General features: G+C 70.5%; 24 protein-coding genes and 1 tRNA gene. 13 read left to right on the forward strand and 12 right to left on the reverse strand.

Going from position 1 to position 24,613, the window contains the following annotated elements; all coding sequences use genetic code 11:
* Window positions 1–119: 119 nt before the first annotated feature.
* Both G9C85_RS11345 and G9C85_RS11350 read left to right on the forward strand, forming a co-directional pair.
* Window positions 120–881 carry a histidine kinase gene (locus G9C85_RS11345; RefSeq protein ID WP_166039988.1) on the forward strand — a complete coding sequence of 254 codons (762 nt, stop codon included), beginning with the start codon at window positions 120–122 and terminating at the stop codon, window positions 879–881.
* 199 nt (window positions 882–1,080) lie between these two features.
* Window positions 1,081–2,988, forward strand: a complete 1,908-nt coding sequence (locus G9C85_RS11350) for a PAS domain-containing protein (protein ID WP_166039991.1) — start codon at window positions 1,081–1,083, stop codon at window positions 2,986–2,988.
* A 250-nt stretch (window positions 2,989–3,238) separates the two neighbouring features.
* On the opposite strand, the gene G9C85_RS11355 is transcribed toward G9C85_RS11350, so the two are convergent.
* The 8 genes from G9C85_RS11355 to G9C85_RS11390 all read right to left on the reverse strand — a co-directional run bounded on the left by G9C85_RS11355 (window position 3,239) and on the right by G9C85_RS11390 (window position 10,670).
* A complete protein-coding gene (locus tag G9C85_RS11355; protein ID WP_008418277.1) occupies window positions 3,239–3,445 on the reverse strand; it encodes a cold-shock protein in 207 nt (68 codons plus the stop codon).
* A gap of 187 nt (window positions 3,446–3,632) precedes the next feature.
* Window positions 3,633–4,172, reverse strand: coding sequence for a hypothetical protein (locus G9C85_RS11360; RefSeq protein WP_166039993.1), 540 nt, complete (start codon window positions 4,170–4,172; stop codon window positions 3,633–3,635).
* On the reverse strand, window positions 4,169–4,621 hold the full coding sequence (locus G9C85_RS11365) for a hypothetical protein (protein ID WP_166039995.1): 453 nt from the start codon (window positions 4,619–4,621) through the stop codon (window positions 4,169–4,171). The genes G9C85_RS11360 and G9C85_RS11365 overlap by 4 nt, the downstream gene beginning before the upstream one ends.
* Window positions 4,611–5,300, reverse strand: a complete 690-nt coding sequence (locus G9C85_RS11370; protein ID WP_166039997.1) for a hypothetical protein — start codon at window positions 5,298–5,300, stop codon at window positions 4,611–4,613. The genes G9C85_RS11365 and G9C85_RS11370 overlap by 11 nt, the downstream gene beginning before the upstream one ends.
* Window positions 5,301–5,807 (reverse strand): hypothetical protein, encoded by a 507-nt coding sequence (locus G9C85_RS11375; protein WP_166039999.1) that lies wholly within the window; start codon window positions 5,805–5,807, stop codon window positions 5,301–5,303. It lies immediately after the preceding gene.
* A complete protein-coding gene (locus G9C85_RS11380) occupies window positions 5,804–6,559 on the reverse strand; it encodes a type IV pilin (RefSeq protein ID WP_166040000.1) in 756 nt (251 codons plus the stop codon). Before G9C85_RS11380 ends, G9C85_RS11375 begins: the two co-directional genes overlap by 4 nt.
* Window positions 6,556–8,379: a type II secretion system F family protein gene (locus G9C85_RS11385; protein WP_369680802.1), complete on the reverse strand. Its 1,824-nt coding sequence runs from the start codon at window positions 8,377–8,379 to the stop codon at window positions 6,556–6,558. The genes G9C85_RS11380 and G9C85_RS11385 overlap by 4 nt, the downstream gene beginning before the upstream one ends.
* Entirely contained in the window at window positions 8,376–10,670 is a 2,295-nt protein-coding gene (locus G9C85_RS11390; protein ID WP_166040003.1) for a type II/IV secretion system ATPase subunit, read from the reverse strand. Before G9C85_RS11390 ends, G9C85_RS11385 begins: the two co-directional genes overlap by 4 nt.
* 149 nt (window positions 10,671–10,819) lie before the next feature.
* On the opposite strand from G9C85_RS11390, the gene G9C85_RS11395 reads away from it, so the two are divergent.
* From G9C85_RS11395 to G9C85_RS11420, 6 genes are all read left to right on the forward strand, one after another.
* Entirely contained in the window at window positions 10,820–11,452 is a 633-nt protein-coding gene (locus G9C85_RS11395) for a VOC family protein (protein WP_166040004.1), read from the forward strand.
* 79 nt (window positions 11,453–11,531) lie between these two features.
* Complete coding sequence (locus G9C85_RS11400) at window positions 11,532–12,536, forward strand: DUF4129 domain-containing protein (protein WP_166040006.1); 1,005 nt, start codon at window positions 11,532–11,534, stop codon at window positions 12,534–12,536.
* 108 nt (window positions 12,537–12,644) lie between these two features.
* The gene (locus tag G9C85_RS11405) at window positions 12,645–13,616 is read left to right on the forward strand and encodes a DUF4129 domain-containing protein (protein WP_166040008.1); all 972 of its coding nucleotides are present in this window, start codon (window positions 12,645–12,647) and stop codon (window positions 13,614–13,616) included.
* The gene (locus G9C85_RS11410) at window positions 13,613–14,176 is read left to right on the forward strand and encodes a hypothetical protein (protein WP_166040010.1); all 564 of its coding nucleotides are present in this window, start codon (window positions 13,613–13,615) and stop codon (window positions 14,174–14,176) included. The genes G9C85_RS11405 and G9C85_RS11410 overlap by 4 nt, the downstream gene beginning before the upstream one ends.
* Window positions 14,173–15,627 (forward strand): DUF58 domain-containing protein, encoded by a 1,455-nt coding sequence (locus G9C85_RS11415; protein WP_193570699.1) that lies wholly within the window; start codon window positions 14,173–14,175, stop codon window positions 15,625–15,627. The genes G9C85_RS11410 and G9C85_RS11415 overlap by 4 nt, the downstream gene beginning before the upstream one ends.
* Window positions 15,624–16,229: a hypothetical protein gene (locus tag G9C85_RS11420; protein ID WP_166040012.1), complete on the forward strand. Its 606-nt coding sequence runs from the start codon at window positions 15,624–15,626 to the stop codon at window positions 16,227–16,229. The genes G9C85_RS11415 and G9C85_RS11420 overlap by 4 nt, the downstream gene beginning before the upstream one ends.
* Window positions 16,230–16,244: 15 nt before the next feature.
* Here the strand turns inward: G9C85_RS11420 and G9C85_RS11425 are convergent, their stop codons facing one another.
* Together G9C85_RS11425 and G9C85_RS11430 are read right to left on the reverse strand one after the other, a co-directional pair.
* Complete coding sequence (locus tag G9C85_RS11425) at window positions 16,245–16,796, reverse strand: cupin domain-containing protein (RefSeq protein ID WP_166040014.1); 552 nt, start codon at window positions 16,794–16,796, stop codon at window positions 16,245–16,247.
* 120 nt (window positions 16,797–16,916) lie between these two features.
* Window positions 16,917–17,867: a MoxR family ATPase gene (locus G9C85_RS11430; protein ID WP_166040016.1), complete on the reverse strand. Its 951-nt coding sequence runs from the start codon at window positions 17,865–17,867 to the stop codon at window positions 16,917–16,919.
* A gap of 104 nt (window positions 17,868–17,971) precedes the next feature.
* Here G9C85_RS11430 and G9C85_RS11435 point away from each other — a divergent pair.
* Together G9C85_RS11435 and G9C85_RS11440 are read left to right on the forward strand one after the other, a co-directional pair.
* Window positions 17,972–18,056: transfer RNA gene (locus G9C85_RS11435), tRNA-Ser, on the forward strand.
* Window positions 18,057–18,587: 531 nt separating this feature from the next.
* On the forward strand, window positions 18,588–19,604 hold the full coding sequence (locus G9C85_RS11440; RefSeq protein WP_166040018.1) for a transcription initiation factor IIB family protein: 1,017 nt from the start codon (window positions 18,588–18,590) through the stop codon (window positions 19,602–19,604).
* A 228-nt stretch (window positions 19,605–19,832) separates the two neighbouring features.
* Here the strand turns inward: G9C85_RS11440 and G9C85_RS11445 are convergent, their stop codons facing one another.
* Complete coding sequence (locus tag G9C85_RS11445) at window positions 19,833–20,180, reverse strand: DUF192 domain-containing protein (RefSeq protein ID WP_166040020.1); 348 nt, start codon at window positions 20,178–20,180, stop codon at window positions 19,833–19,835.
* 184 nt (window positions 20,181–20,364) lie between these two features.
* Complete coding sequence (locus tag G9C85_RS11450) at window positions 20,365–22,284, reverse strand: beta-CASP ribonuclease aCPSF1 (protein WP_166040022.1); 1,920 nt, start codon at window positions 22,282–22,284, stop codon at window positions 20,365–20,367.
* Between the two features lie 326 nt (window positions 22,285–22,610).
* Between G9C85_RS11450 and G9C85_RS11455 the strand changes: the two genes are divergently transcribed.
* The 3 genes from G9C85_RS11455 (at window position 22,611) to G9C85_RS19255 (ending at window position 24,575) form a co-directional block, all read left to right on the forward strand.
* Window positions 22,611–23,117 (forward strand): hypothetical protein, encoded by a 507-nt coding sequence (locus tag G9C85_RS11455; protein ID WP_166040024.1) that lies wholly within the window; start codon window positions 22,611–22,613, stop codon window positions 23,115–23,117.
* An 85-nt stretch (window positions 23,118–23,202) separates the two neighbouring features.
* A complete protein-coding gene (locus tag G9C85_RS11460; protein ID WP_166040026.1) occupies window positions 23,203–24,048 on the forward strand; it encodes a hypothetical protein in 846 nt (281 codons plus the stop codon).
* Between the two features lie 29 nt (window positions 24,049–24,077).
* Complete coding sequence (locus G9C85_RS19255; protein ID WP_166040027.1) at window positions 24,078–24,575, forward strand: DUF488 family protein; 498 nt, start codon at window positions 24,078–24,080, stop codon at window positions 24,573–24,575.
* The last annotated feature ends 38 nt before the right edge of the window (window positions 24,576–24,613 follow it).

Consider the following 24,613-nt stretch of genomic DNA (forward strand, 5'->3'; position numbering starts at 1 on the left):
GAGCACGCGACCACGCGAGCAAGCGACCGCGCGACGAGCGAACCGAGGCGCGCGCGAACGGCTTCGGAAGGGGAACCGGCGGCAAGCTACTTGTGGATTCGTCGCGTTGCTCGGAGCGAATGCACCTGGCGGCGTTCGTGGACGACCTCGAGGCGCCCGAAGTATCGCTGACGGTCGTGAACGTCGACGGCGTCGGGAGCGAGCACGTCGCCGGGATGTTCGAGGACCTCTTCGAACGCCAGTCCGTCGCCGTCGAGACAGTCGTCGATGCGGCGCGAGACGAGAACCTCGTGCTCCTGGAGCGAGACGGCGAGCGCGTCGCCGAGTCCGCGCTCGCCGACGTCGGGAACGCCGTCCTGTTCGTGAACTCGGACGTCTACATCTCGGGGTCGCGCGAACTCGCCGAGGTGGAGACGCCCGCGGTCCTCGCGGCCCTGACGGACGTCCCGTTCCGGGCGACGGGGTATCCGTCGACGCGCAAAGAGAAGTTCCTCCTCGTCGAGATCTCGCGGTTCATCGAGGCGCGCGCGTACCGCGAGGGCGCCGGTCGCCTGCACTCGGGGTTCCAGCGACTCTCTCGCATCGACGACGAGAAGGGCACGCAGACGGTGTACGAGACGCTCGCGGCGACGGACGTCGACACGCACGTGTACGGGGCCGGGGACTGGACGCCATCGGGGTCGCTGTCGGCGCACTCCGGCCACCCGGACCTGAACGAGGTGTGGTTCGTCGTGTACGTCCCGCCCGAGGGCGCCGAGACCGATCACGCGGCGCTCGTCTGCGTCGAGACCGACGCGGGTCACTGGCGGGGATTCTGGACGTTCGACGCCGAGCGCGTGCGGCCGATCGAGTCGTTCGTCGTCGACGAGTACCAGTCCTGAGAGGCGGCGGCGGACGACTGCTGCCGTGGTCATCGAACGACTACCGCCGGACTCGCGAATCGAACGTAGCGCCGATAGCCGAAGCGCATTACTTGGCCGAGCGCGTTCGGCGGAACGTGATACCGATCGGTCGGCCGACGACGTGCCGCAGTCGAGTTCCGCGACACCACCGCCGCCCTCGGCGGCGAGGTGCGTCGGCGTGACGGTCGAGCACGCCGTCGCCGCCGGCCAGCCGGCAGTCGTCCTTGCCTCGGACGCGCTCGCCGATGCGCTCGAGGACGCCGCCGTACCCGAGGCCGAACGGACGCTCGAGACGAGACTCGTCGGCGCGGACCGCCTCTCGGACGGCGTCGACGCCGGTGGCGTGGACTGCGTCGTCCTCACGCCCGAGGACCCCCTCGACCCGATCGCGACCGCCGCCGCCATCCCCGTCGTCTACTACGCACCGCGAGACGGGCTGGACGCCGAGCGCGTCCGCGAACTCGCGGCCGCCGACCGCGTCGACTACGTCCCGGCGAACGACGACGCCGGCGACCACGCGCTCCTCCGCAGTCGCGTCGCCGAACGCGTCGCCACCGAACGCGTCCGCCAGGACCGGGACGTCCGTGCCGCCGCGATGGACCAGGCCGGCGTCGGCATGACCGTCGCGACCGCCGCCGACCCCGACCTTCCGATCGTCTACGCCAACGCCGTCTTCGAGACCATCACGGGCTACGCTGCCGACGAGGCGCTCGGGCGGAACTGTCGGTTCCTCCAGGGCGAGGACACCGACCGCGAGCAGGTCACGGCGCTCCGCGAAGCAATCGACGACGAGGTGTCCCGGACCGTCGACCTCCGGAACTATCGCGCGGACGGCACGCCGTTCTGGAATCGCGTCACCGTCGCACCCGTCTACGACGACGGCGACGTCAGTCACTACGTCGGCATCCAGAGCGACGTCACCGAGGAGGTCGACGCGCAGCGCGCACGCCAGCGACTGGTCGAAGTCACCGCCGACCCCGAACTCGACTTCGAGTCGAAGGTCGACGCCCTCCTGGAACTGGGCTGCGAGCGTTTCGACGTCGACGTCGGATTCCTGTCCGCGATCGACGACGAGTTCGAGGTCGTCGCCGCGGACAGCGCACACCCCGGTCTCCAGCCGGGCGAGACCGAACCGATGTCGACGACGTACTGTCGGCGCACCATCGCCGCCGACGAACCGCTCGCGGTCGAGGACGCCGCCGACGAGTGGAGCGACGACCCCGCGTACGAGCGCTGGAACCTCGCGTGCTACGTCGGCGCGAAGGTCGAGGTCCGCGGCGAGCTGTACGGGACGCTGTGCTTCGCGGATACCACGCACTCGCGGCCGTTCACGGACGCGGAGAAGACGTTCGTCGAACTGCTCGCGACGTGGGTGAGTTACGAGCTCGAACGGCGCGAGCGCGAGGCGCGACTGGAGCGCGAGAACGAGCGGCTCTCGGAGTTCGCGAGCGTCGTCAGTCACGACCTCCGGAACCCACTTACGATCGCGAAAGGCCACCTGGAGGTGCTCGCCGCAGGCAATGCGGACGACGCGACCGTCGACGAGATCGCGGGCTCGCTCGACCGCATGGAGCAACTCATCGAGGACGTCCTGACGCTCGCGCGCGACGGCGAGGTCGTCGACGACCCCGAAGTGGTGAGTCCGTCGACCGCCGCGACGGAGGCGTGGCGAGTGATCGACGCGGACGCGACGCTCGACGTCGACCCCGACCTCCCACACGTTTCGGCCGACCCGGAGCGCCTCCGGACGGTGTTCGAGAACCTGTTCCGGAACAGCGTCGAGCACGGCTCGACAGGCAGTCGGACGCAGTCCGGTGACGCGGTCGAGCACGGCGACGCCACCCGGATCGCGGTCGGTGTCGACGGAGCGACGCTCTACGTCGAGGACGACGGCTCGGGGATCCCCGAGAGCGAACGCGACGACGTCTTCGAGCACGGGTTCACGACGAACGAGGACGGCACCGGCTTCGGGCTCGCCATCGTCGCGGAGATCGCTGACGCCCACGGCTGGACCGTCTCGCTCGCCGAGAGCGACGACGGTGGGGCGCGCTTCGAGTTCGAGGGCGTCGAGTTCGTCGACGACTGAACGACCGTCGCAGAGACGAACGACGCCCGTCGCAGAGACGAACGACGCCCGTCGCAGAGACGACCGTCGCCGAGAATCCGGTCTCGCCTCGTCGTCCGAGCGTCGAAGACGAGCTCGGTGCGGTGTGTCGGGGCCGGACTCGGTACCGGAGCGGTCGATACGAGCGTGCAGAGAGCGTGCGCTCGATCGCGCAACCATCGAAAAATCGGGATCGTCGTCTGTCGCGGTGAGCGACAGTCGTGACGTAGTACTACTGGCGGACGACGTTCGCCGCGCGCGGTCCCTTGGGCGAGGACTCGATGTCGAACTCTACCTCGGTACCTTCAGTGAGATCTTCGCCGCCGACGTCCTCCATGTGGAAGAACACGTCCTCGTCGTCGTCGAGGTCGCCGTCGTCAGTCGAAATGAAACCGTAGCCGCCCGTGTCGTTGAAGAAGTCAACCTTACCGTTTGCCATTACAAACAGACGAAGGGGTGGGAGAGGGATAACCCTTCCGAGGGTCGAGGTACCACGACTCTTCACGCGCCGTTCGAACCTCGCCGTCCCGATTCGCGCGCGCCAGCTCGGTTCGCGTCGGTCTCTGGAACGCTACCGGCCTCGAATGCTGTCCCTCTCGCGTACGCTCGTGGAAACCTGGTTCGACTCACACGACGACGTCGACGATCGTCTCGCCGTCGGGCGTCGTGACTGTCACTTCGAACGCGACGGCGAGCACGGTGGTCTCGCCGGCTCTCTCTTGCACGACGACGCCGTCGATGGCCTCGCAGTCGCCGAACGCGCGACCGTCCCCGCTCGGGCAGTGCTCGCGAGCGTACGCGCTCGCCGCGTCCTGGTCGTAGTCGACGGCGTACGCGGTGCCCTTCGCAACTCGAGCGGTCCGGAGCGAGTCCAGGGCCGTCTCGAGGTCGTCGCGGACCGCCTCGGCGACCGCGTCGCGGTCGCCCCAGGGTTCGCCGGTGTGAGTGACGCGGGCATCGTCCACGGCGCGCTCGAGGACGCCGACCGCGCGGTCGGTCGCCTCGCGCGGCCCGACGTCGCGCTCGGCGGCGACGTCCGGGTGCGCGCCCAGCTGGAGGAACGCGGCGGTCATCGCGAGCAGCGCGACCGCGACCACGCCCGCCGCGGCGAGCACGAGCTGCGCGCGATCGTCGTCGCGCACCGATCCCGTCAGTCTACGGCTCATGCGTACCACACTCGGATCGTGACGTCGCCGTACCTGGTCGGGACGGTCGCGACGCCGACGGCGACGCCGTCCGGCGGGTCGTAGCCGACCGCGCCGTGGGGCGTCCGCACCTGGAACATGACGTTCTCGGGGAGGACGTCGACGACGCGCCGCTCGAGCGCGTCGCGTTCGCGCTCGAACGCGCTCGGGGAGCGCGCGACCTCCGCGAGCCGCGTCCCGCCGGCGTGGCGCGGACTCTCGCCGGAGAGCACGGTCGCGGCGTCCGCAGCCGTCCGATCGAGCGCGGCCGCGTCCCGGTCGGCCGCCGGCACGCCCGCGAGGAACGACCCGAGCGCGCCGAGGACGAGCAGGACGCCGACCGCCCCCTCGACCGCCGACAGCGACAGCTGGCCGCGGTCACAGCCGTCGCCCGCCGACGGTCTCGTCGTTCGCAATCCGTCACTCGACATCGACGGTCACCTCCACGACGACCTTCCGCGAGTCCGCGGGCGCGTACGTGACCTCGACCGCGCCCGTGTCGAGGTCGTCGCCCGCGAACGCGAGCACTGGCGTGACGCGCCGGGAGACGTCCACGCGGTACCGGCCGCTCGCGAGGCCGTCCGGGTCGTGGAGGACGACGCGGTCGTTCGCGCGCACCGTCGTCACCTCGCCCGCGGCGGGCGTCAGGTCGATCGCGATCCACGGCGTCCGTCGGGGGAGGGTGACGCGGTCGCGGCCGTCGAGACCGGGCGTCACCGTCCGTGCCTCGCGGTCGACGACGAGCGCGATCCGCGAGACGGTCGTCCCGCCGGCGACGTCGCCGGTCGACGCGACCGTCTCGCCGTCGACGCGCACGCGGACGTCCGCGTCCTCGGGGACCGCGTCGAGGTCCCGTAGCGCGGCCGCGTCGAGCGATCCGAGGCGGGTCGCGTTCAGGGCGTTCTCGCGCTCGGCGAGCGCGCCGTCTGCTGCGAGGACGCGGTCCGCGACGGCGTTCGCGCGCTGGCGCTCGACGGGCTCGCGGGTCGCGTCCGCGAGCGCGCCGTCCGCGACGACGACCGCGACCGTCGACACCGTCGTCAGCGCGACCAGCGCCGCGACGAGCGCGAGGAGGTTCGCCTGCGCGCGCCGCTCGCTCCTGTCCAGCACTTACCGGCCCTCCAGGCGGACGACGAGTCCGCCGGGCGTCGACTCGACGACGATCACGACCGCGTCGCCGCTCCGGGCTTCGCCCGCGACGCGGTCGACCGCGTCCGGGAGTGCGAGCGGGACGGTCCGGGAGAGCGAGTCGTCGGGGTGATAGAGGACGAGTTCGCCACCCTCGAGCCGGACACGGTAGGCGTCGCCGCGGATGGTGCGCGGGACGTCGACCTCGTGCTCGACCGCGACGGCGACCACGCCGCCGTCGTCGGCGACGCCGCGGTCGGTCGTCGCCGGCACGGCGGACTCGACGTCCGTCGCCAGCGCCGCCGTCGTCCGGTCCGCGACCGAGTCCGCCGTACTCGCGCGGTACTCCGGGAGCACGCCGCCGTAGAACGTCGACACGAGCAGGCCGACGTAGAGCGCGAGCAGGCCGAGTTCGAGCGTCTTCCCGACGACCGACGACAGCGCCCGGTCGTCGCCGGCGAGCGCCGTCGGTGCGGGTGGTCCGCTCACGGCGCCACCTCCAGGTCGAGCGCGTGCACGACGAGATGGAGGCGACGCGACCCCGGGAACGACGCGACGACGCTCTCGACGCCGTCGCCGTCGACGTCGCGGGTGTCGACGGTCGCGCCGAGGGACTCGAAGTAGCGCCGCCAGGGGCCGGGCGTCGTCGTCTCCACGGCGAGGCGGTACGCGTCCGCGGGGAGCGTCTCCCGGTCGTGCTCGACGTCGACGGCGAGCGACGCCCGACCGCGGCCGCCGACGGCGTACTCGCCGCGTGCGCCGCTGGAGGCGTCGGGACCGAGCGCGGGCGCGCCGACGAGCAGGTCGTCCTCGCCGACCGCGATCGGCGGGTCCTCGACGAGCCACGCGTTCCCGGCGTTACCGCGGACGACGGCGCCGGCGAGGTACGCGACGCGGCGGTCGCCGGCCTCGAAGACGAGTGCGTCCGAGCGAACCCGACGGACCACGTCGCCGTCGCCGTCGAGGACGCGGACGTCGCGCTCGACCGTCGACAGGTGGCCGTCGGCGAACGCGACCCGTTCGGTCCCGGGCCCGGTCCGCGAGACGGCGTCGACGTCCGCGAACGCGTCCGCGGCCCGGTCGGCGTCCGCGCGAGCGACCCCCGAGTCGACCGTGGAGCCGACGCCAGCGGTCACCGCCGCCATCGCGACGACGGTCACGCCGAGCAAGAGCGCGACGCCGACGACGTGGGACTGCGCGCTGTCCCGGACGGGCACACCGGGTGCGTCCTCGCGAGTCATAGCAACCCTCCGAGGGAGAAGACGACGTACGCGAACGCGACGAGCAACCCGGAGTGCAGGAGCGCGTCGTACGTCCCGCGGCTGGCGGCGCCAGCGAACCAGCCGGAGGCGAGCATCGTCGCCTGCGTGACGACGTAGAACCGCCGGTGCTCGCGCGCGACGTCCACCGCGTCCGGGTCGAGGACGAACCCCGTCCCGGGCGTCGACACCGCCGAGAGTTGGGCGAACGAGTCGAGGACGTAGAGGTTCACGGCGACGACGATGCCGACGACGAGTATCGCGGTCGTCCAGCCGACGGCGGCGTACACGAGCATCTCGTCGCGCATCGACTGCTTCTCGTGGTGGAGCCGGCCGACCTCGGTCTGGAGCGTCTCGAAGACGGTCTCCGTGTCGCTGCCGGCGTCGAGCGCGCCCGTGACGAGCCGCATCGTCTGCTCGCTGAGGGGCGTGCCGACGCGCGCGACGAACCGGTCGAGCGCCGCCGTCCGCAGGTCGCCGTCCGTGCTCGTGAGGCCGGCGGCGAACGCGAGGTCGGCGACGTCCCCGTCGAGCGGCCCGAGGTCGACCTCGTCGGCGACGCGCGCGACGGCGTCCGGGAACGGCCGGCCGAGCGAGACGTGCCCGGAGACGGCGTGCACGAAGTCCTTGAGCTCGCGGTCCTTCGCGTCGTCCCGACGCGCGCGCCGGGTCGCGACCACGCCGACCGGGACGGCGTACGCGACGTACCCGAGGGTCGCCGCGACGAGCAGGGAGCCGCCGGTCGCCCACGCGACGACGGCGGCGCTCGCGGCGAACGGAACGGCGACGACCGCGGCGCTCGCGGGATTCGAGAGCGCGGTCGCGAACGACTCCACGACGCCGGGCGGTCGCTCGTAGCTCGGCGTGACCGCGACCGGCCGGAGGGACACGACGACCGCGGCGGCGAGCGCGCCGACGGCGGCGACGAACACCGCGGCGCCGTACACGATCATCGCTCGCGGCGTCACCCCACCGAGTGGCGGCCCGATCGGCTGGTTCAGGCTCGGCGTCAGCACGCTCATCACGGACAGCACGACGACCAGCAAGGCGGGGAGGACGAGCAGGACGACGAACAGTTCAGCGACGAGTTCGAGGAACCCGCTCGCGCGCTCGCGCTCCCTGGCCTGCCGGTGCCCGAGCATCCGACTCTCCATCCGCAGGTACCGCGAGAGCTCCTCGGGGCCCTGGGTCGCGTGCTCGCGGAACTTCATGAGGAACGGCGCGAGCGTGTCCTGGCTCGGCGTGTCGCGCGCGACGAGCCTGAGGCCCTCGTTCAGGCTCCCGGTGAGTTCGGCCTTCGCCAGCACCGCGCCCGCGGCCTCGGCGGTCGCGCCGTACGCGTCGTCGTTCTCGGCGACCTTCGCGAGCATCGTCCGCCGGTCGTCCGTCCCCGTCGAGAGCGCGCGCAGATACCGGACTGCGCCGGGGAGCGTCCGCTGGATGCCGATGCGGCGAGCGCGAGCGCGCCACGCCAGGTACCGGCCGCCGAGCGTCGTCGTCGACCGATGCGCGAGGGCGGCCGCGAGCACGCCCACGCCGCCGCGGACGACGACCGCAGGGACCGCGGAGACCGCGTCGGGCGCCGGGACGAGCGCGACCGGCACGAGCACCGCCGCGGTCGGTGCGGCGAGCGCGGCCAGCAACCACGCGAGCGCGTGCAAACGGGCGACGAACACGTCGAACGCGATCTCGACGCCCGCGCCACGGTACCGATCGCGGTCGCGCTCGTGCCGCCTCGCGTCCGCGCGCCGAGAGAACAGCGCGTACGCGGCCCTGTCCAGCGCCGACAGCGGCCGCGTCACGACCACCCTCCGTCGCTCTCTGGAGTACCACTCCCGTAGCCGTCCTGTGCGTCGGTACAGTCGCCGTCCTGTGCGTCGGGACCGGTATCGCCGCTGGCGCGTGCGGCGACGGTCGCGGCGGCGTCCGTTCGGAGGTCCGCGACGAGCGAGAACAGTTCGTCGACGTCGCGGACCTCCGAACGGACGAAGTGCTGGACGTACCGGTGCTTGCGGTGGAACTCGTCCTCGACCGCGTCGACCGTCCGGTCGGTCCGTCGCGCGACGGTCTCGAAGACGGCGTGCTCGCACGCCCTCGCGGTCGCGTCCTCGTGCAGGTCCGGGTGGTGGTAGGCGAGTTCGAACGTGCCGTCGGGCGTCCGCGACAGCACCTCGTTGTAGTACACCGTCGCGTCGTCCTTCTCGACCGACCCCCGCGGGCCCGTGCACGACTCGTAGGTCGCCTCGTCGACGAACTCGACGACGCGCCCGACGTACCGCTCGCCGTCGACGTGCCGCGGGAACACCACGAGGTCCAGTTCAGCGAGCAGGTAGCTCGGGAGGCCCTGCTCGACGACGCGGTTCACGAGCTTCTCGACGCTCTCGGCGTGCGTCGTCCCGACGACGCCGTGGCCCGTGTTCAGGGTCTCCGCGAACGTCGCGAACGACTCCGGCGTGTTGACTTCGGCGATCACCTCCACGTCCGGGTTGAGGTAGTTCGTCTCCGTCATGAGGTCCGCCATCGTCACGCGCTTGTACGGCGTCTGGTGGTCCCGCGTCGTGAGCGACACCCCGGTCTCGTGGGGAAGCGATACCTCCCTCGACCCCTCGTCGATACTGACCGGGCGGTGGTCGAACGGCACGAACGGCATGTGGGCGTTCATGAGCGTCGTCTTCCCGACGCCCGTGGGGCCGGAGAACAGGACGACGCCGTGGTGCTCGTAGAGCATCCACAGCAGCGCGACGAGGTCCGCGGGGAGCGCGTCGCGCTCGAGGAGGTCGACGGGCGACAGCGAGTCCGCGGCCTGCTTGCGGATGGAGACGTGCGGGCCGCCTTCGCTGACGACGGGGAGCGCGACCGCACAGCGCACGGTCTCGTCGGTGCCGACGTCGAGGTTCACCTTCGCGCTCGGATTCGACGCGGTGAGTTCGACGCCGTCGCTCGCGGCGAGTTGCGTGACGACGTTCACGAACGACGCCTCGTCCTCGAACGCGAGGTTCGTCGGGACACGGCCGTCGTGGAGGTCGCTCCGCGGGACGACCTTCACGCGCTCGCCGACCCTGTTGGCTTCGACGTCCTCGAGGTTCGGGTCGTGGATCGGGACGGTGAGTTCGCCGTGGCCGACGTAGTCCCGGAGGACGTAGTAGACGAGGTCCTCGAGGCGGTCGCCGCTGTAGCGTTCGTCGACGGGTGGGAGCACGAGGTCGCGTTCGGCGAGCGCTTCGCGGACGCGATGCCGGGCGGCGTCCAGCCACGCGCTCGCCGAGCGCGCGTTCAGGGCGCGTTCGAGGTAGCGTTCCGCGCGGTCGCGGACGAGCGAGACGCGGTCGACGTCTGGCGTGGTGACGGCGTGCTCCCAGACGCGGTCCTCGCACGCGTCGACCAGTTCGCGGTCGCCCGGGAGGAGGTCGGGTTCGAGGACCGCGTACCGCGTGTTGAACGCGTCGCCGCCGACGGCGTGCTCGCGGTAGAGCACGACCGGAATCTCGTAGGTCTCGAAGGAGACGGTGTAGCGCGCGAGGCGCTCGCTCGCGAACCGCCCGAGGCCGTCGACGTCCGCGTCGAGGCTGGTTGTGGCGGGCGCGAACCGGTCGGTGTGGACGCGGAGGGCGTCGTCCTCGACGTCGGCGACCTGGACGCGGTCGTCGAGCGCGAGCGGCGTGAGGTCTCCGAGACAGCGCAGATCGCGGAGGAGGTGGTAGCGGACGCGGCGTTCGGCGGCCGGGGTCAGGTCGACGAGCCGCGAGACGACGCGCTCGTGCTTGCCCGTGAACCCCTCCGCGAGGCGGTCGCGGGCGGCCTCGCGCGTCCGAGGTGGTTGGAGGTTCGCGTCCTCGAAGTACGCTCGGACGCGGTCGACGACCGCTCGCTCGTCGGGACCGACCCCGGGTTCGCGGACGTCGTACGCGAAGCCGTCCTCGGTCTCGCGGACGGTCGCGACGACGTCGTCCGCGACGCGGTACTGGGCGCGGACGTCGGGTGCGTACCACGCGTCGGGATCGTGGGGCGGGACGGGCGGTGGGACGTCCGCGGATTCGTCGCGGGCGGCGTCGTCGCCGTCCGTCGGGAGTTCGAGGGTCGGCGCGTCGGTCATCGTGGGACTTTCCGACCCCATCCGACTTAAATTAATGGAACTTGTGGCCGTGTGCGTCGTCGGCGTCGACGACGCGCACGGACGCGGACGTCACCTGGTGGCGTCGACGCCGGCGAGTGCTTATCCCCCTCGGAGTCGTACGTTGAGCCATGACGGAGGACGCAGCCAGCGAGGCGGAGATTCCGACGAGTGCGGAGCGCCCAGATAGCCCCATCCACACGACCGGCACGGACCACATCACGGTCTGGGGGTCGAACGCCGAGGACACGATCTCGTTCTACCGGGACCTGCTGGGGATGCCGCTGGTGCTGCGGCAGCCGAACCTCGACGACCCGAGTCAGACGCACCTGTTCTTCGACACGGGCGACGGCCGCATCCTCACGTTCTTCGTCAGTCCCGACCGCGACAGTCCACGCTCGCAGCGGACGCAGGTCGGGGGCGTCCACCATCTCTGCTTCTCGATCGCGCCCGAGGAGTTCGAGTCGACGATGGAGGCGCTCGAGGACGACGGCCGCGGGTACAACGTCTTCGACCGCGGCATCTTCTTCTCGCTGTATACGCGGGACAACAGCGGGCTCGTCATCGAGCTGACGACGGACAAGTACGAGTTCCCCATGGAGCGGAAGGCGGAGGTGCTCGCGACCGCGCAGCGCATTCGCGAGGAGGAGGGCGCGGACTTCGCGAAGGACGAGCACCTGAAGGCCGCACTGGAGGAGCTCGGGATCGAGGTCGTCCCGAACGACCTCCCGGACGCCGCGAGCGGTACCGCCGACCTGGACTGAACGAGGTTCGTGCCGTTCCCGGCGGCCGTACAGCCCCGTCACCGAAACCCTCAGGGTAGTACCGTGCGAACCGTTCTCTATGGATCGGGAGCGGCTGCGGGTCGTCCTCGTGGGCGTTCTCTGCGTGCTGGCTGTCTCCGCGGCCGCGGCGACGCTCTCCGCGCCAGAGGAGACGCGGGCCGACACGGGCGGCGGGTCGCTCCAGGCGGACGACGAGGACCGCGAGCAGGGCGAGGGCGGCGAGTCGAACGCCGACCCGATCGGGAGCCCCGGGGAACTCGACTTCGACATCGGCGCGTGCATCCCGTGGCTGTACTCCGGGTGGTTCTGGCTCGTCGTCGCTGCCGTCGCCACCGGCATCTGGCTGCTCGCGCGCCACCACCAGGACTCGCTCGCGGCGACCGCGTACGTCTCCGCGCTCGCGATGCCGTTCTCGCTCGTGTGGCTCCTCCTCAGCAAGTGCGGGGCCGACCCGAACGAGGAGCAGAGCATCGTCCCGAGCGACCTCGTCGTCACGCCCGACGGCGGCGACGCGGCGTTCGGCGTCCTCGGCGAGGCGGGCCGTGCGGCGTCGCCCGTATGGCTCGTCGCCGTCGTCGCGCTCGTCGGCCTCGGCGCGCTCGCCGTCGCGGTCACTCGGACGCCCGCGGACGCGGACGAGCCCGACGACTCGACGCCGGCGGCCGTCGACCCCGACGAGCACGAGGACGTAGACGACCTGCGGGCGGCCGCCGGGCGCGCCGCCGACCGCATCGAGCGCGCCGCCGCCGTCGACAACGAGATCTACCGGGCGTGGGTGGAGATGACGGAGTACCTCGACGTCGAGCACCCCGAGTCGAGCACCCCCCGCGAGTTCGAGGCCGCAGCGGTCGACGCCGGGATCGAACCGGACACCGTCGCGGAGCTCACGGCGCTGTTCGAGCGCGTGCGCTACGGCGACCAGCCGCCGACGGAGGCAGCCGAGGCCCGCGCCGTGGACGCGCTCCGGTCGATGGAGACCGCCGCGACGGACCTCGACGACGTGTGGGGCGACGACGACAGTGACGACGACGTCAGTGGCGAGCACTCGCAGTCGAGCGAGTGATGCAGTCGAGCGCTGGCAGTCGAGCGAGTGCTGCATGTGGCCGAGTGACGCAAGCGAACGTTTGACGTTCCACAACCCCTTTAGTTAGTAGTCGGTAACTCCGAATCGATGAATCGCTCCGCCCTCCGCGTCGCCGTCGTCGCCCTGCTGGTCGCGGCCGCGATCGTCGCCGTCGCCGGCACCGTCGACGACCCGCCCACCGACGACGGTGGCGCACCGGGCGAGTCCCAGTCCGAACTGACGCAGACGCAGGTCCAGACGACGCAGTCCACGGAGACGGTCGCCGATACGAGCACGCAGCGCCCGATCCCGACGAAGGACCAGGAGTGCGTCGCGGCGGCGAAGAACCCGCTCGTCGTCCTCGGCGTCCTCGCCGTCCTCGGGGCCGTCCTCGCCCACGTCTACCGATCGTACGGGCAGGTCGAGGCGCTCTCGCTCGCGATGCTCTTGCTGGTGCTCGTGTTCTTCGCGTTCTCGGCGCTGGCGGTCTGTCCGCCGACGCCGGACGGCCCGGAGCCGAACCAATCGGGTGGCGAACACAACGATACGAACCTGACGAGTTCGGCACCGGCCGGGACGGGCGGCACCGGTGACGAGGAGGGTGACGCGCGGGAGTTCCCGCTGGCGCTCGTCGCCATCGTCGCCGTGCTCGCCGTTGCCGCCGTCGGCGCCGTCCTCGTGACGCGCGAGGACGCCGACGCCGACGACCCGTTCGACGCGCTCGCCGAGGGCGGCGACGAAGCCGACGCGGAGGACGCGGTCGACGTCGACGAGTTCGCGGCCGCGGCCGGCCGCGCCGCCGACCGCATCGAGGACGCCGACGACGTCGACAACGAGATCTACCGGGCGTGGGTGGAGATGACGGGGTACCTCGACGTCGAGCACCCCGAGTCGAGCACGCCCGGCGAGTTCGCGGCCGCGGCGGTCGACGCGGGCATCGACCGCGACGACGTCGTCGAACTCACGGACCTGTTCGAGCGCGTCCGGTACGGAGACACGGCGGCGACCGCCGAGCGCGAGGCGCGCGCGCTCGACGCGCTCAGACGCGTCGAGTCCCAGTACGGAGGGGATGACGCGTGAACTTCGACACCGTCGCGTCCGCCGCGGGCGTCGTCCTCATCGTCGTCGGGTTCGCGATGCTGTTCGTTCCCGGGCTCGCGGGCCTGTTCTCGGCGAACGAGCTGTTCCTGAGTCTCGTCGGCGTCGGGTTCGCGCTCCAGACCGCGCGCGTCGTCAACGGTCGCCGGAAGACGCCGTACGAGCAAGGCGAGACGGACGACCCCGAGGTCGCACAGGACCTCCCGACGCCCGGCGACGACTTCGACGACCTCATGGAGGCGGCGGGTCGGGCCCGACACAGCAGCCGTGAGCGTGAACTCGTCCGCGATCGCCTGCACGCCGCCGCGGTCGCCGTGCTCGTCCGCACCGAGGGCGTCTCCCGCGAGGAAGCAATCGAGCGCATCGACGCAGGCACGTGGACGGACGACCCGTACGCGGCGGCGTTCTTCACGGGGAGCGTCGAGGGGACGTCGTTCGTCCAGCGCGTGTCGCTGTTCGACGGCTCGCGCTCGCAGTTCGAGCGCTGGTCGACGGCCGCCGCCCGAGCGATCGTCGAGCAGAGCGAGGAGGCAGATCAATGAGCTCCACGACTACCACGACGGACGGCGACGACGACGCGGGGACGAGCACGGGCACGACGGCCGACGCGGACGCCTCGACGGACGGGGACGCCTCGACCGCCACCGACGCCTCGACCGACGCGGACGGTACGACCACGACGTTCGACGCTGACGCGGAGACGACGCTCGCGCGCGTCGTCCGGCTTCACGAGACGGAGACGCACCATTGGGAGGGCGTCGCGGCCGTGACGACGCTCTGCGGTGGCGCCGGCATCGTCTTCCGGTCGCCCGCGCTCCTGCTCGCGGCCGTCGTCGGCGTCGCGTTCGTCGCGTACGCGAAGGTCGCCGAACCCGTCGCGGTCGACCTCTCGGTCGCGCGAGCGCTCTCGGACGCCGATCCGGACCTCGGCGACGAGGTCGAGGTCACGGTCCACGTGAAGAACGCGGGCGGGCGAACGATCCCGGACCTGCGCCTGGTCGACGGCGTCCCCGACGCGCTCGAGGTCGTCGACGGTACCGCGCGCGTCGCGACCGTCCTCCGCGCCGGCGAGACGACGTCGTTCTCGTACACGGTCGCTGCGAAGCGCGGCACGCACGAGTTCCGGACGCTCTCCGTGTACGCCAGAGGATTCAGTGGCGCCGTCGAGACGGAACTGGAGCTGGAGGCGTCGACGGAGATGGTGTCGACGCCGTCGCTCGAACCGACGCGCGAGGTCCCGCTCCGCCAGCAGACGTCGCGGTACGCGGGCCGCGTCGACACCGACACGGGCGGCGAAGGCCTGGAGTTCTACCAGACCCGCGAGTACCGTCCCGGCGACTCGCTGTCCCGCATCGACTGGAACCGGCACGCGCGCACCGGCGAACTCGCGACGCTGGAGTTCCGCGAGGAGAAGGCCGCGACCGTCGTCTGCGTCCTCGACCTCCGGCAGGCCGCGTACGTCCACGGCGAGGGCGACACCTTCCACGCCGCCGACCACGGCGTCGACGCCGCCGGCCAGGTGTTCGCGACGCTCCTCGAGACCGGGGACCGCGTCGGCATCGCCGCGCTCTCGGCGGACGACGTCTGGCTCGCCCCCGGCCTCGGGAACGAACACCGCATCCGCGCCGAGGAGCTGTTCGCGACCCATCCCGCGCTCTCCCCGGAACGGCCCGCGGACTACTTCTCGCTCGGACTCGGCGTCCGGAACCTCCGGAAGCGACTGCCGAACGACGCGCAGGTCATCCTGTTCTCGCCGCTCGCAGACGACCAAGCCGCGAAGGCAGCACGGCTCCTGCACGCGCACGGACACGCCGTGACCGTCGTCAGTCCCGACCCGACCGACGACGCGACGCTCGGGCATCGACTCGCGCGCGTCGAACGGCTCGCGCGCCTCACGACGCTCCGCGAGGTGGGCGTGCACGTCGTCGACTGGGACGTCGACGAGTCGCTCGCGTCCACGCTCGCGCGATCCCAACGGCGGTGGTCCACGTGAGCGCGAACGCCGACGGTGCGGCAGAGGCGTCCGGTGCGGCGGCCGCGAGCGGCGAGACGGACGCGACCGGCGGCGGCGACAGCGGAGACGGCGGCGACGACCTGTCGGCCCGCGAGATCGACCGGCGGCCGACGCCGCTGTCGGCGGTCGTGGCGCTCGCGGCCGCCGCCATCACCGCGATCGCGGCGAGCGTCGGCAGCCCCGCGGGCGGCGCGCTCGCGGCCGTCGGCGTCGCCGTCCTCGCCCCCGCGGTCGTTCGCGGGTCGCGCTGGCTCGTGCACGTCGCCGGCCTCGTTCTGCTCGCGGGCGTCGTCCTCGGCGGCGCGGGCGACGCACCGGAACTCTGGATCCTGACGGCGACCGTCGGCGCGGTCGTCGCGTGGGACGCCGGCCAGAACGCGATCAGTCTCGGCGAACAGCTCGGGCGCGACGCCGACACCGCCCGCGCCGAGGTCGCCCACAGCGCCGCGACGATCGGCCTCGGTGCGACGACCGTCGGCGTCGCGTACGTCCTCTACCAGTTCGCTGGCGGGAATCGGCCCCTATCCGCGGTCGTCCTCCTGCTCGTCGCCGTCGCCGTCCTCCTGAACGTCCTCCGGTGACGCGGCGACGGTGCGTCAGGCCGCGATGCGGTGGGACTCGTCGTCGCACTCGCGACACTCGGCGACGAGCGCGGTCGGGTCGCCGGCCTCGTCCGTCTCGAGCCCGAACGACTGTTCGGTTCGCTCGCCGCACGTCGGACAGGAGATGAGGTAGTCTCCTTCGCCCTGGTACTCGCTGGGTGCGCCGAGCGCGAGGAGCGCGGCCGGGTCGTCGCTCCGGTTCACGACGAACTGGTACGTGTCCGGCGGGACGCGGACGACCTCGTCCGTCTCGACGACGAGCGCGTCGTCTTCGGCGGGATCTGCGACGGCATCCTCGGCGGGCGTCTCGACCGTCACCGTCCCCGAGAGGACGTAGAACACCTCCTCCTGTTCGGGGTGCCTGTGCATCGAGTGCGCGGGGCTCTCGCCCGGGGCGAGGACGAAGTGGTTCAGCGCGAAGTTCGTCGCGCCGAGGCGTTCGCCGAGCTGGCGGACGCCGCCGATGGACGTCGCCATCGCGTCCTCGGGGACGTTCTCGTCTGGCGGTGCCGCCGCGTCGATGTCGTCGATGCTGACCTTCTCCATGCGTGGATCGCTCGTCGGAAGGGAACGTGGCTGGCGCCCGGAAAAATCTCAGTGTGGTATGCCATTACGGGGCGAACGACTGCGGTGCGGTCCAGACGCGGACGGCCGGGCGGGACGCCGTCACTCGACGGTCGGGACGGGCACCGAGTCGAGGACGGCGTCGACGACCTGGGACTTCTCGACGTTGTTCACCATCGCGTCCGGCGTCAGCACGAGCCGATGGGCGAGCACTGGCTGGGCGACGCGCTTGATGTCGTCCGGCGTGACGTAGTCCCGGCCGACGAGCGTCGCGTACGCGCGGGACGCCTCGAACAACCGCTGGGTGCCGCGCGGGGAGACGCCGACTTCGACGCGGCCGTCCTCGCGCGTCTGGCGCGTCAACTGTGCCATGTACCCGAGCAGGTCCTCGTCGACGCGGACGTCCTCGGGGACCTGCCGGAGGTCCGCGACTTCCTGGTCGCTGAGGACGCGCCCGACGCTCGGCGCCTGCTCGACGCGGCCCGCGCGCCGCCGGAGCAGTTCGACCTCGCCGTCCTCGTCCGGGTACCCGATGCTGGACTTCACCATGAACCGGTCGACCTGCGCCTCCGGGAGCGGGAACGTCCCCTCCTGCTCGACGGGGTTCTGGGTCGCGATCACGAAGAACGGCTTCGGGAGTTCGCGGGTCTCGCCGTCGACCGTGACCTGGGCCTCCTCCATCGCCTCCAGGAGTGCCGCTTGGGTCTTCGGTGGTGCGCGGTTGATCTCGTCCGCGAGGACGATGTTCGCGAAGATCGGGCCTTCCTGGAACTCGAACTCGCGGGTCTCCTCGTTGAACACGTGCGTCCCCGTCACGTCGGCGGGGAGGAGGTCGGGCGTGAACTGGACGCGCGAGAACTCGAGGCCGAGCGCGCTCGCCATTGCGCGCGCGGTGAGCGTCTTCCCGGTCCCTGGCACGTCCTCGAGGAGGACGTGGCCGCGTGCGACCCCGCCGAGGAGGACGGTCTCGAGGAACTCTCGGTCGGCGATGACGGCGTTACTGATCTCGTCGAGGACGGCAGCGCAGTCCTCGCTCGCTTGAGCGACGTCCATGTTCCACGAGAAACACGTACCGCAATTTAGTGGTGGCGATAACTCACACGCCCACCGGACGAATCGAAACCCATAAAATCGTGACCCGCGAATCGCAGGGTGTAGCCGAGGTAGCCTAGCCCGGCCAAGGCGGTTGCTTCGAGAGCAACTGTCCGCAAGGACTCAGGAGTTCAAATCTCCTCCTCGGCGCTTCTTCCAGCACATCGACGACGAACGTAGTGAGTCGTCCGTGCTGGAAGAACGCCAGCAGCGTGATTTGAACCAGGGAGCGGCTCGCTGCGACCGTGGTCCAAATCTCCTCCCCAGGGCTCTTCGGAACGACGACGAGCGTCAGCGAGTCGTTCGTGGCGTCACGTGGTCGGTTCGTGGCGTCACGTGGTCGGTTCGTGGGGTAGCGTGAGCGGTTCGTGGGGTAGCGTGAGCGGTTCCTGGAAGGTGGGGAGTGGACTGCCGGCGTGGTTGGTCGTCGAGGGCTGTGGAGTCGTCGGTCGTTGTTCGGGTGGTGGGTTGTGCTGGCTTGTTTGCGGTTCATCTACTGGTGGCCGATGCGTAGGTGTATCTACGGGCGCGTATGTGGAGTTCAGTTACCAGCTGAAACTGGCATCATATATAAAGATAGGCGCTGGTTTTAAATGACTGGAGGGATTACAATTAGTTACTGAAGCAGTCCGAGTCCAGTTACGCAACCACCGACGATGCGGACCCGCCCTCCCCCATACGATGTCAAGTTCTCGAACTCGAACGACCGACGAACGGACAGACGAACGCACCACCGACGAGCGGACGGCGCGCGAAGCCGAAGGCGAGCACGAACACGAACGAGAGCAGACCGAGAAGCAGACGTGCCCCGAGTGCGGCGGCCGTCTGCAGACCGACGAGGCTCACGGCGAGACCGTCTGCGCGGACTGTGGACTCGTCGTCGAGGAGGACGCCGTCGACCGCGGCCCCGAATGGCGTGCGTTCGACGCCAGCGAGAAGGACGAGAAGTCCCGCGTCGGCGCCCCGACGACCAACATGATGCACGACCAGGGGTTGTCGACGAACATCGGCTGGCAGAACAAGGACGCCTACGGCAACAGCCTCTCCTCGAACCAGCGTCAGAAGATGCAGCGCCTGCGCACCTGGAACGAGCGCTTTCGCACGCGCGACTCGAAGGAACGGAATCTCAAGCAGGCGCTGGGCGAGATCGACCGCATGGCCAGCGCGCTCGGCCTGCCGGACAACGTCCGCGAGACCGCTAGCGTCATCTATCGCCGCGCGCTCGCCGAGGACCTGCTCCCCGGTCGGAGCATCGAGGGCGTCGCCACCGCGAGCCTCTACGCCGCCGCCCGGCAGGCCGGCACCCCCCGCAGCCTCGACGAAGTCGCCGCCGTGTCGCGCGTCGACGCGATGGAGTTCAAGCGCGCGTACCGGTACGTCGTCCGCGAGCTCAACCTCGAGGTAGAGCCCGCGGACCCCCTCCAGTACGTGCCGCGGTTCGCGAGCGAACTCGACCTCAGCGACGAGGCCGAACGCACCGCTCGCGAACTCCTCTCGAGCGCGAAGCGCGAGGGCATCCACTCCGGGAAGTCCCCCGTCGGTCTCGCCGCCGCCGCGGTGTACGCCGCCAGCCTCCTCTCGAACGAGAAGGTCACGCAGAACGCGGTCAGCGAGGTGGCGAACGTCAGCGAGGTCACCATCCGCAACCGCTACAAGGAACTTCTGGAGAACGCCGACCAGGCGAACGCACTCGCCTGAGGACATCCGAACCAGGGCGCTGTGCGTCGATTCGGAAGCCCGTCGCGGCCCGTCGCGGCCAGCGTCGCCGCGTGACCGAACCCTCTTGTTCGAAACCAAGACCAGGAGCGACGCGTCCCGAGCCGGACGACGCGTCGGTCCTGGCGGGCGTCCCACCCGCCGACGCGCCGAACGCCACGGGTGGGTTGCTCGCGAGACCGACGGACGCAGAGTGACTACTCGGTCGCGCTAGGACTCCACGCGAACCACGTCGCCGACGTCGACGTCCCCGGCGGCACCCGCCGGCAATTCGACGAGGACGTCCGCTCGTGCGCGACCGAGCCCGAGCCACGAGCGGAGGCGCTCGACCTGCGTGACCTCGTCGTCGACGAGCCAGACGGCGTCGATGGGGAACGGCACGAACAGCATGTGGACGTCGCGAGCAGCGGCCCCGTCGAACTCGAAGACGAGCGCGTAGTCGTCCGGGATCGACCGCCGGAACATCAGTCCCCGGGCGCGCGAGAGCGTCGACGCGGCGACGTCGACGTCGCGCGCCAACACCCGCGTATTCCCGTCTCGTTCGTGGAGGACGCGCATACAGCGAGACGTCGCCGTCGGCAGTCAAGAGGGTTCCGGCAGCCTCGCGGCCGTATTCGGTGACAGGTGCGAACGGTCGCCAGTGGAGCGTGTGACCGTCGGAATTGCTCGAATCGGGTCCGGGTAGCGGTGGCTCACGAACGAACTCCCGCGAACACTCCGGGTTCGAGGAATGCTCGACCGGTTACTTGAACCGGAACGTCTCGAGGTTCTTCGGCGCGAACGTCCGCATGTTGAAGTCGTGGTAGAGCGACGACGACAGGTCCTGCACCGAGGATTCGTCGCCGTGGACGCACAGCACCTTCTCCGGTCGGGGATTCATCGTCCGGACGAAGTTCTCGAGGCCCTGGCGGTCGGCGTGCCCGGAGAACCCGTCGACGGTCTCGACGTGCATCTTCATCTTCATCGTGTTCCCGCGACTGCCGTCCTCGCTGATCGGGATCTCGTCCCAGCCGTTCTGGATGCGGCGCCCGAGCGTCCCCTGGGCCTGGTAGCCGACGAACGTCATCGTCGACTCGTCCTCGCTCCCGAGGTGGCGGAGCCAGGACATGATCGGGCCGCCCGTGACCATCCCGCTCGTGGAGAGGATGATGCACGGGCCGCCGTCGGCGACCTCCTGGCGTTCCTCCTCGCCGCCGTCGATGTGATTGAACTGGTCGGCGAGGAACGGGTTCTCGTCGTCGTGGAAGATGCGGTCGCGGAGGTCGTCCCGGAGGTACTCGGGGTACGTCGTGTGGATCGCGGTCGCTTCCCACATCATCCCGTCGAGGTGCACTGGCATCTCGGGGATGTCGCCTTCGCGCATCGCCTCCTCGAGGACGAGCATGAGTTCCTGGCTGCGGCCGACCGCGAACGCGGGGATGAGGACTTTCCCCTCGCGCTCGTAGGTCTCGTTGATGACTTCCTTCAGGCGGCGCTCGGAGTCCTCCTGGTCGGTCTGGTAGTCGTTCCGTCCACCGTACGTGGATTCGAGGACGAGCGTCTCGACGCGCGGGAAGTCGTTCACCGCCCCGTTGAACAGGCGGGTGTCGTCGTAGTGGATGTCGCCGGAGAATGCGACGTTGTAGAGGCCGTCGCCGATGTGGAAGTGCGTGACCGCGCTCCCGAGGATGTGCCCGGCGTTGTGGAACGTCAGCTTCACGTCCGGCGCGATGTCCGTGACGTCACCGTACTCGAGGGGGATGCAGTGCTTGATCGCTTCGCGGACCTGCTCGGAGTCGTACGGCGGCGTACGACCCTCCTTGGCTGCGACGTCGAGGTAGTCGAGCGTCAACAGCCCCATGAGGTCCCGCGTCGGCTCGGTACAGTAGATCGGGCCGTCGTACCCGTACTTGAACAGGAGCGGGATGAGTGCGGAGTGGTCGAGGTGCGCGTGCGTGAGGACGACCGCGTCGAGCGAGTTCGCGCCCGACCCGAGCGCCTCGGGAACCTGGAGGTACGGGACTTCGCCCTCTGCGCCGGGTTTGTCGCCGCAGTCGATGAGGATGCGGGTCTCGGGCGTCGACAGGATGAAGCTCGCACGACCGACTTCGCGACAGCAGCCCAGCGTCGTGATGCGCACCCACTCGTCGTCCTGCATCTCCTCGCGGTGGATCTGGCGGCCGACCTTCTCGAGGATGTCGCGGCGGTCGTCGCGCTCCTGCTTGAGGAAGCTCCGGACGTTCGAGACGGTCGAGGACTCGATCGGCGGCGTGCGGACGACTTCGGGCGTCCACCCGACTTTCTTCGTGATCTCGCGGAGCGTGGAGCCGTGGCGGCCGATGACCATCCCGGGCTTCTGGGCTTCGATGACGACCTCGCCGGTGTCGGCGTGGAAGTCGAGGTCGGTGACGCCCGCGTCCTCGGGGATGACGTCCATGATCTGCTCCCGGGCTTCGTCGGGGTGACTGAGGACGTCCGGGTCGGGGCGGACGGTGATGCGCTTGCGGAGCTTGGAGGCGAGTTGCCGGATGAGGTCGCCTTGCTGGGCGAACTTCTTCGGGTCGCGCGTGTACACGACCAGTTCCGGGCCCTCGTACTTCACGTCGGAGACGGTGATGTCGTCGGGTATCTCGCTCGTGATCTTTGCCTTCAGGTCGTCGAGTTGGCGGTCTACTGAACTCATGAGTGCTGCAGATATGCGGGACGGCGGGCGCGACGCGGTGGTCGCTCCCGCAGGGGGTCCCTGAACGCGTCGCAGGGCTGTTCGCCGCCGCGACGGCGACGACGCACGTGCGAACTGAACGTGGACTGTCGATTACAGCAGTAGTTCATCGGTGATGTACCCCGGGCCGGCTGGCCACTCGGACGATTCCGTCGCCCGCTGGGGGGAGTCCAGGGAGAACCCGCTTACTCGTCGCTATACCCGCGGAGTTATAAAAGCCTTCGCAAAGTTGAGGCGTCGTGGCCCGGTACGGAGCGTATGCGAGTGCTCCTGGAGGTGCGAGCGTCGTGGACGTGACGCCGGCGACGGTCGTCGACGAGTACGAGTGGGTTCGCGAGCGCGCTGACGCGGTCGTGCCGTTGATCAATGCGGTCCGGGACGACCTCGGGGACCTGTTCGAGGTCGACGTCGACCACGTGACTGCCGACCAGTACCGGGGGGTCGTGGACGAGACGTTCGCCGACGGCGACCGTGCGGTGAACGTCGCGGCGCTGACCGCCATCTTGCGCGATCTGGACGTCGAGGGCGACTATCCGGGGTTCGTCGTCGACGAGGTCCTGGGTCGCGAGCTCGCGGGCACCATCGCGGGTGGCCAGCCGCTCCGCATGCTCGGCGAGGCGACGTTCCACTATGCCGATATCCACACGCACGGCGAGGACGACGAGGCCGCAGGCGCGGACGACCTCGACGCGGCGCTCGCCGCGGGCGTTCAGGAGCACGTCCCCGGCTGGGGGTGGACCGAGGAACCGAGTCCGTTCGCGGTCGCGGACGCGGTCGAACGCGCGAACCGGTAAGGCGGGTCACTCCCGATGCTGCTCCGGTGAAACTCGCGTTAGAGTCTCGACAAGACATTTACCGAACGTGGACGCTGATGCTGGCATGAAACGCGTCTCTCGCCGTGCCGTCGTCGCTGCCGTCGTGCCGGCGGTCGCCGCGACGGCGGGCTGTCTCGACGCGACCGACGGTGGCGGCGGCACGACCGAGCCCACCGGGACGCGGTCGACGACGACGAACGCGACGACGCAAGACGAGACCGGCGAGGGGGATGCGGCTCCCGCGAGACGCGCGGACGTCGACGGTCGGTCGGTCCGGCTGGCGTCGGCGCGGACGTCGCGCGCCATCGTCACGCTCCTCGCCGGCGTCCACCCGAGCGTGAGCGCCGAGGCCGACCGACAGTACGTCGTCGTCGAACTCGAGGTGTCCGGCGACGACCCACAGCAGGCGGCGCGAGACGCCTGCGAGCTTCGCGTCGACGACGCCGCTATCGAGCCGGTCTCCGAGACCGTCCAGCCGTTCACGGACGCCGTCCACCTCGCGTTCTCGCTTCCGCTCGACGTCGACCCCGAGGCGGTGGCGCTGGCGTGGGTCGGCGCGGTCGAAACCCCGGTGTTTCCGCTCACGAACTCGCTGGCCCCCTCGCTGAGGAACCCTCCCGCGTTCGAGGTGCGGTCGTTCCAGGTTCCGGCGCGCGCGGACGGCGACGAGGTTGCGGTGTCGTTCACGGTCGCGAACGTCGGCGAGGGCGACGGCGAGTTCCTCGCGGAACTCGGCTCGCGCGCCGTCTCGGACCAGGGCGAGCTCCGCGTCGAGGTCGCGGCGGGCGAGACGAAGACGGTGACGCGGTCGGTCGGCCTGGTGCCGAGTGTGGACGAGCAGGCGGTCGTCCTCGACTGGGGGTCGGGGAGCATGGAACGCACGGTCTCGGTCCCGACGACGACCGAGTGACTTAGTGGGTCGCGTGCGTCGCCCGACCTGTGACCGACGATTCGGGCGTGACCGACGATTCGGGCGTGACCGACGACTCCGGCGCACGTGGCCGGGTGCTCGACACGTACGTCGCGGCACTCCAGCACGACCTCGCGGACGTCGGGGACGCGACGCGCGTGGGCGTCGTCAGGCGGCCGACGCGGTGGTTCTCGGGGAGCGTCGACGAGAACGTGCCCGCGCTCGCCCCGCCCGAGGCCCTCCTCGACGAGACGAAGCGGCGACAGGAGGACTTCGAGATGGCGGGCGTCTGCGAGGAGGAGGCGCACAACGAGGCGTGGCTCGAGGCGGAGTTCTCGGACCGCTATCGCTCGCACCTCGAGTCGGACGCGGACGCGACGGTCGCACTGTCGGAACTCGCGGAGCGCGTCCGCGACGGCGAGGACGTCGCGCTCGTCTGCTTCGAGAACACCGACAAGAAGCGCTGTCACCGCACCATCCTCCGCGACGTCCTCGAATCGCGGTTCGACGGCGTGGACGAGCGGTGACCTCGCGGTCGTGTCCGAACGCTTGATTGTCCCCGCGC

The sequence above is a fragment of the Halorubellus sp. JP-L1 genome (assembly GCF_011440375.1).
GTDB lineage: Archaea > Halobacteriota > Halobacteria > Halobacteriales > Natrialbaceae > Halorubellus.

Bases quoted from the DNA above. Each gene is read 5' to 3' on its own strand.
- G9C85_RS11345 (WP_166039988.1), top strand. From the start codon at position 120: ATGCACCTGGCGGCGTTCGTGGACGACCTCGAGGCGCCCGAAGTATCG.
- G9C85_RS11355 (WP_008418277.1), bottom strand. From the start codon at position 3,445: ATGGCAAACGGTAAGGTTGACTTCTTCAACGACACGGGCGGCTACGGT.
- G9C85_RS11360 (WP_166039993.1), bottom strand. From the start codon at position 4,172: ATGAGCCGTAGACTGACGGGATCGGTGCGCGACGACGATCGCGCGCAG.
- G9C85_RS11365 (WP_166039995.1), bottom strand. From the start codon at position 4,621: ATGTCGAGTGACGGATTGCGAACGACGAGACCGTCGGCGGGCGACGGC.
- G9C85_RS11380 (WP_166040000.1), bottom strand. From the start codon at position 6,559: ATGACTCGCGAGGACGCACCCGGTGTGCCCGTCCGGGACAGCGCGCAG.
- G9C85_RS11390 (WP_166040003.1), bottom strand. From the start codon at position 10,670: ATGACCGACGCGCCGACCCTCGAACTCCCGACGGACGGCGACGACGCC.
- G9C85_RS11395 (WP_166040004.1), top strand. From the start codon at position 10,820: ATGACGGAGGACGCAGCCAGCGAGGCGGAGATTCCGACGAGTGCGGAG.
- G9C85_RS11400 (WP_166040006.1), top strand. From the start codon at position 11,532: ATGGATCGGGAGCGGCTGCGGGTCGTCCTCGTGGGCGTTCTCTGCGTG.
- G9C85_RS11405 (WP_166040008.1), top strand. From the start codon at position 12,645: ATGAATCGCTCCGCCCTCCGCGTCGCCGTCGTCGCCCTGCTGGTCGCG.
- G9C85_RS11415 (WP_193570699.1), top strand. From the start codon at position 14,173: ATGAGCTCCACGACTACCACGACGGACGGCGACGACGACGCGGGGACG.
- G9C85_RS11425 (WP_166040014.1), bottom strand. From the start codon at position 16,796: ATGGAGAAGGTCAGCATCGACGACATCGACGCGGCGGCACCGCCAGAC.
- G9C85_RS11430 (WP_166040016.1), bottom strand. From the start codon at position 17,867: ATGGACGTCGCTCAAGCGAGCGAGGACTGCGCTGCCGTCCTCGACGAG.
- G9C85_RS11440 (WP_166040018.1), top strand. From the start codon at position 18,588: ATGTCAAGTTCTCGAACTCGAACGACCGACGAACGGACAGACGAACGC.
- G9C85_RS11445 (WP_166040020.1), bottom strand. From the start codon at position 20,180: ATGCGCGTCCTCCACGAACGAGACGGGAATACGCGGGTGTTGGCGCGC.
- G9C85_RS11450 (WP_166040022.1), bottom strand. From the start codon at position 22,284: ATGAGTTCAGTAGACCGCCAACTCGACGACCTGAAGGCAAAGATCACG.
- G9C85_RS11460 (WP_166040026.1), top strand. From the start codon at position 23,203: ATGAAACGCGTCTCTCGCCGTGCCGTCGTCGCTGCCGTCGTGCCGGCG.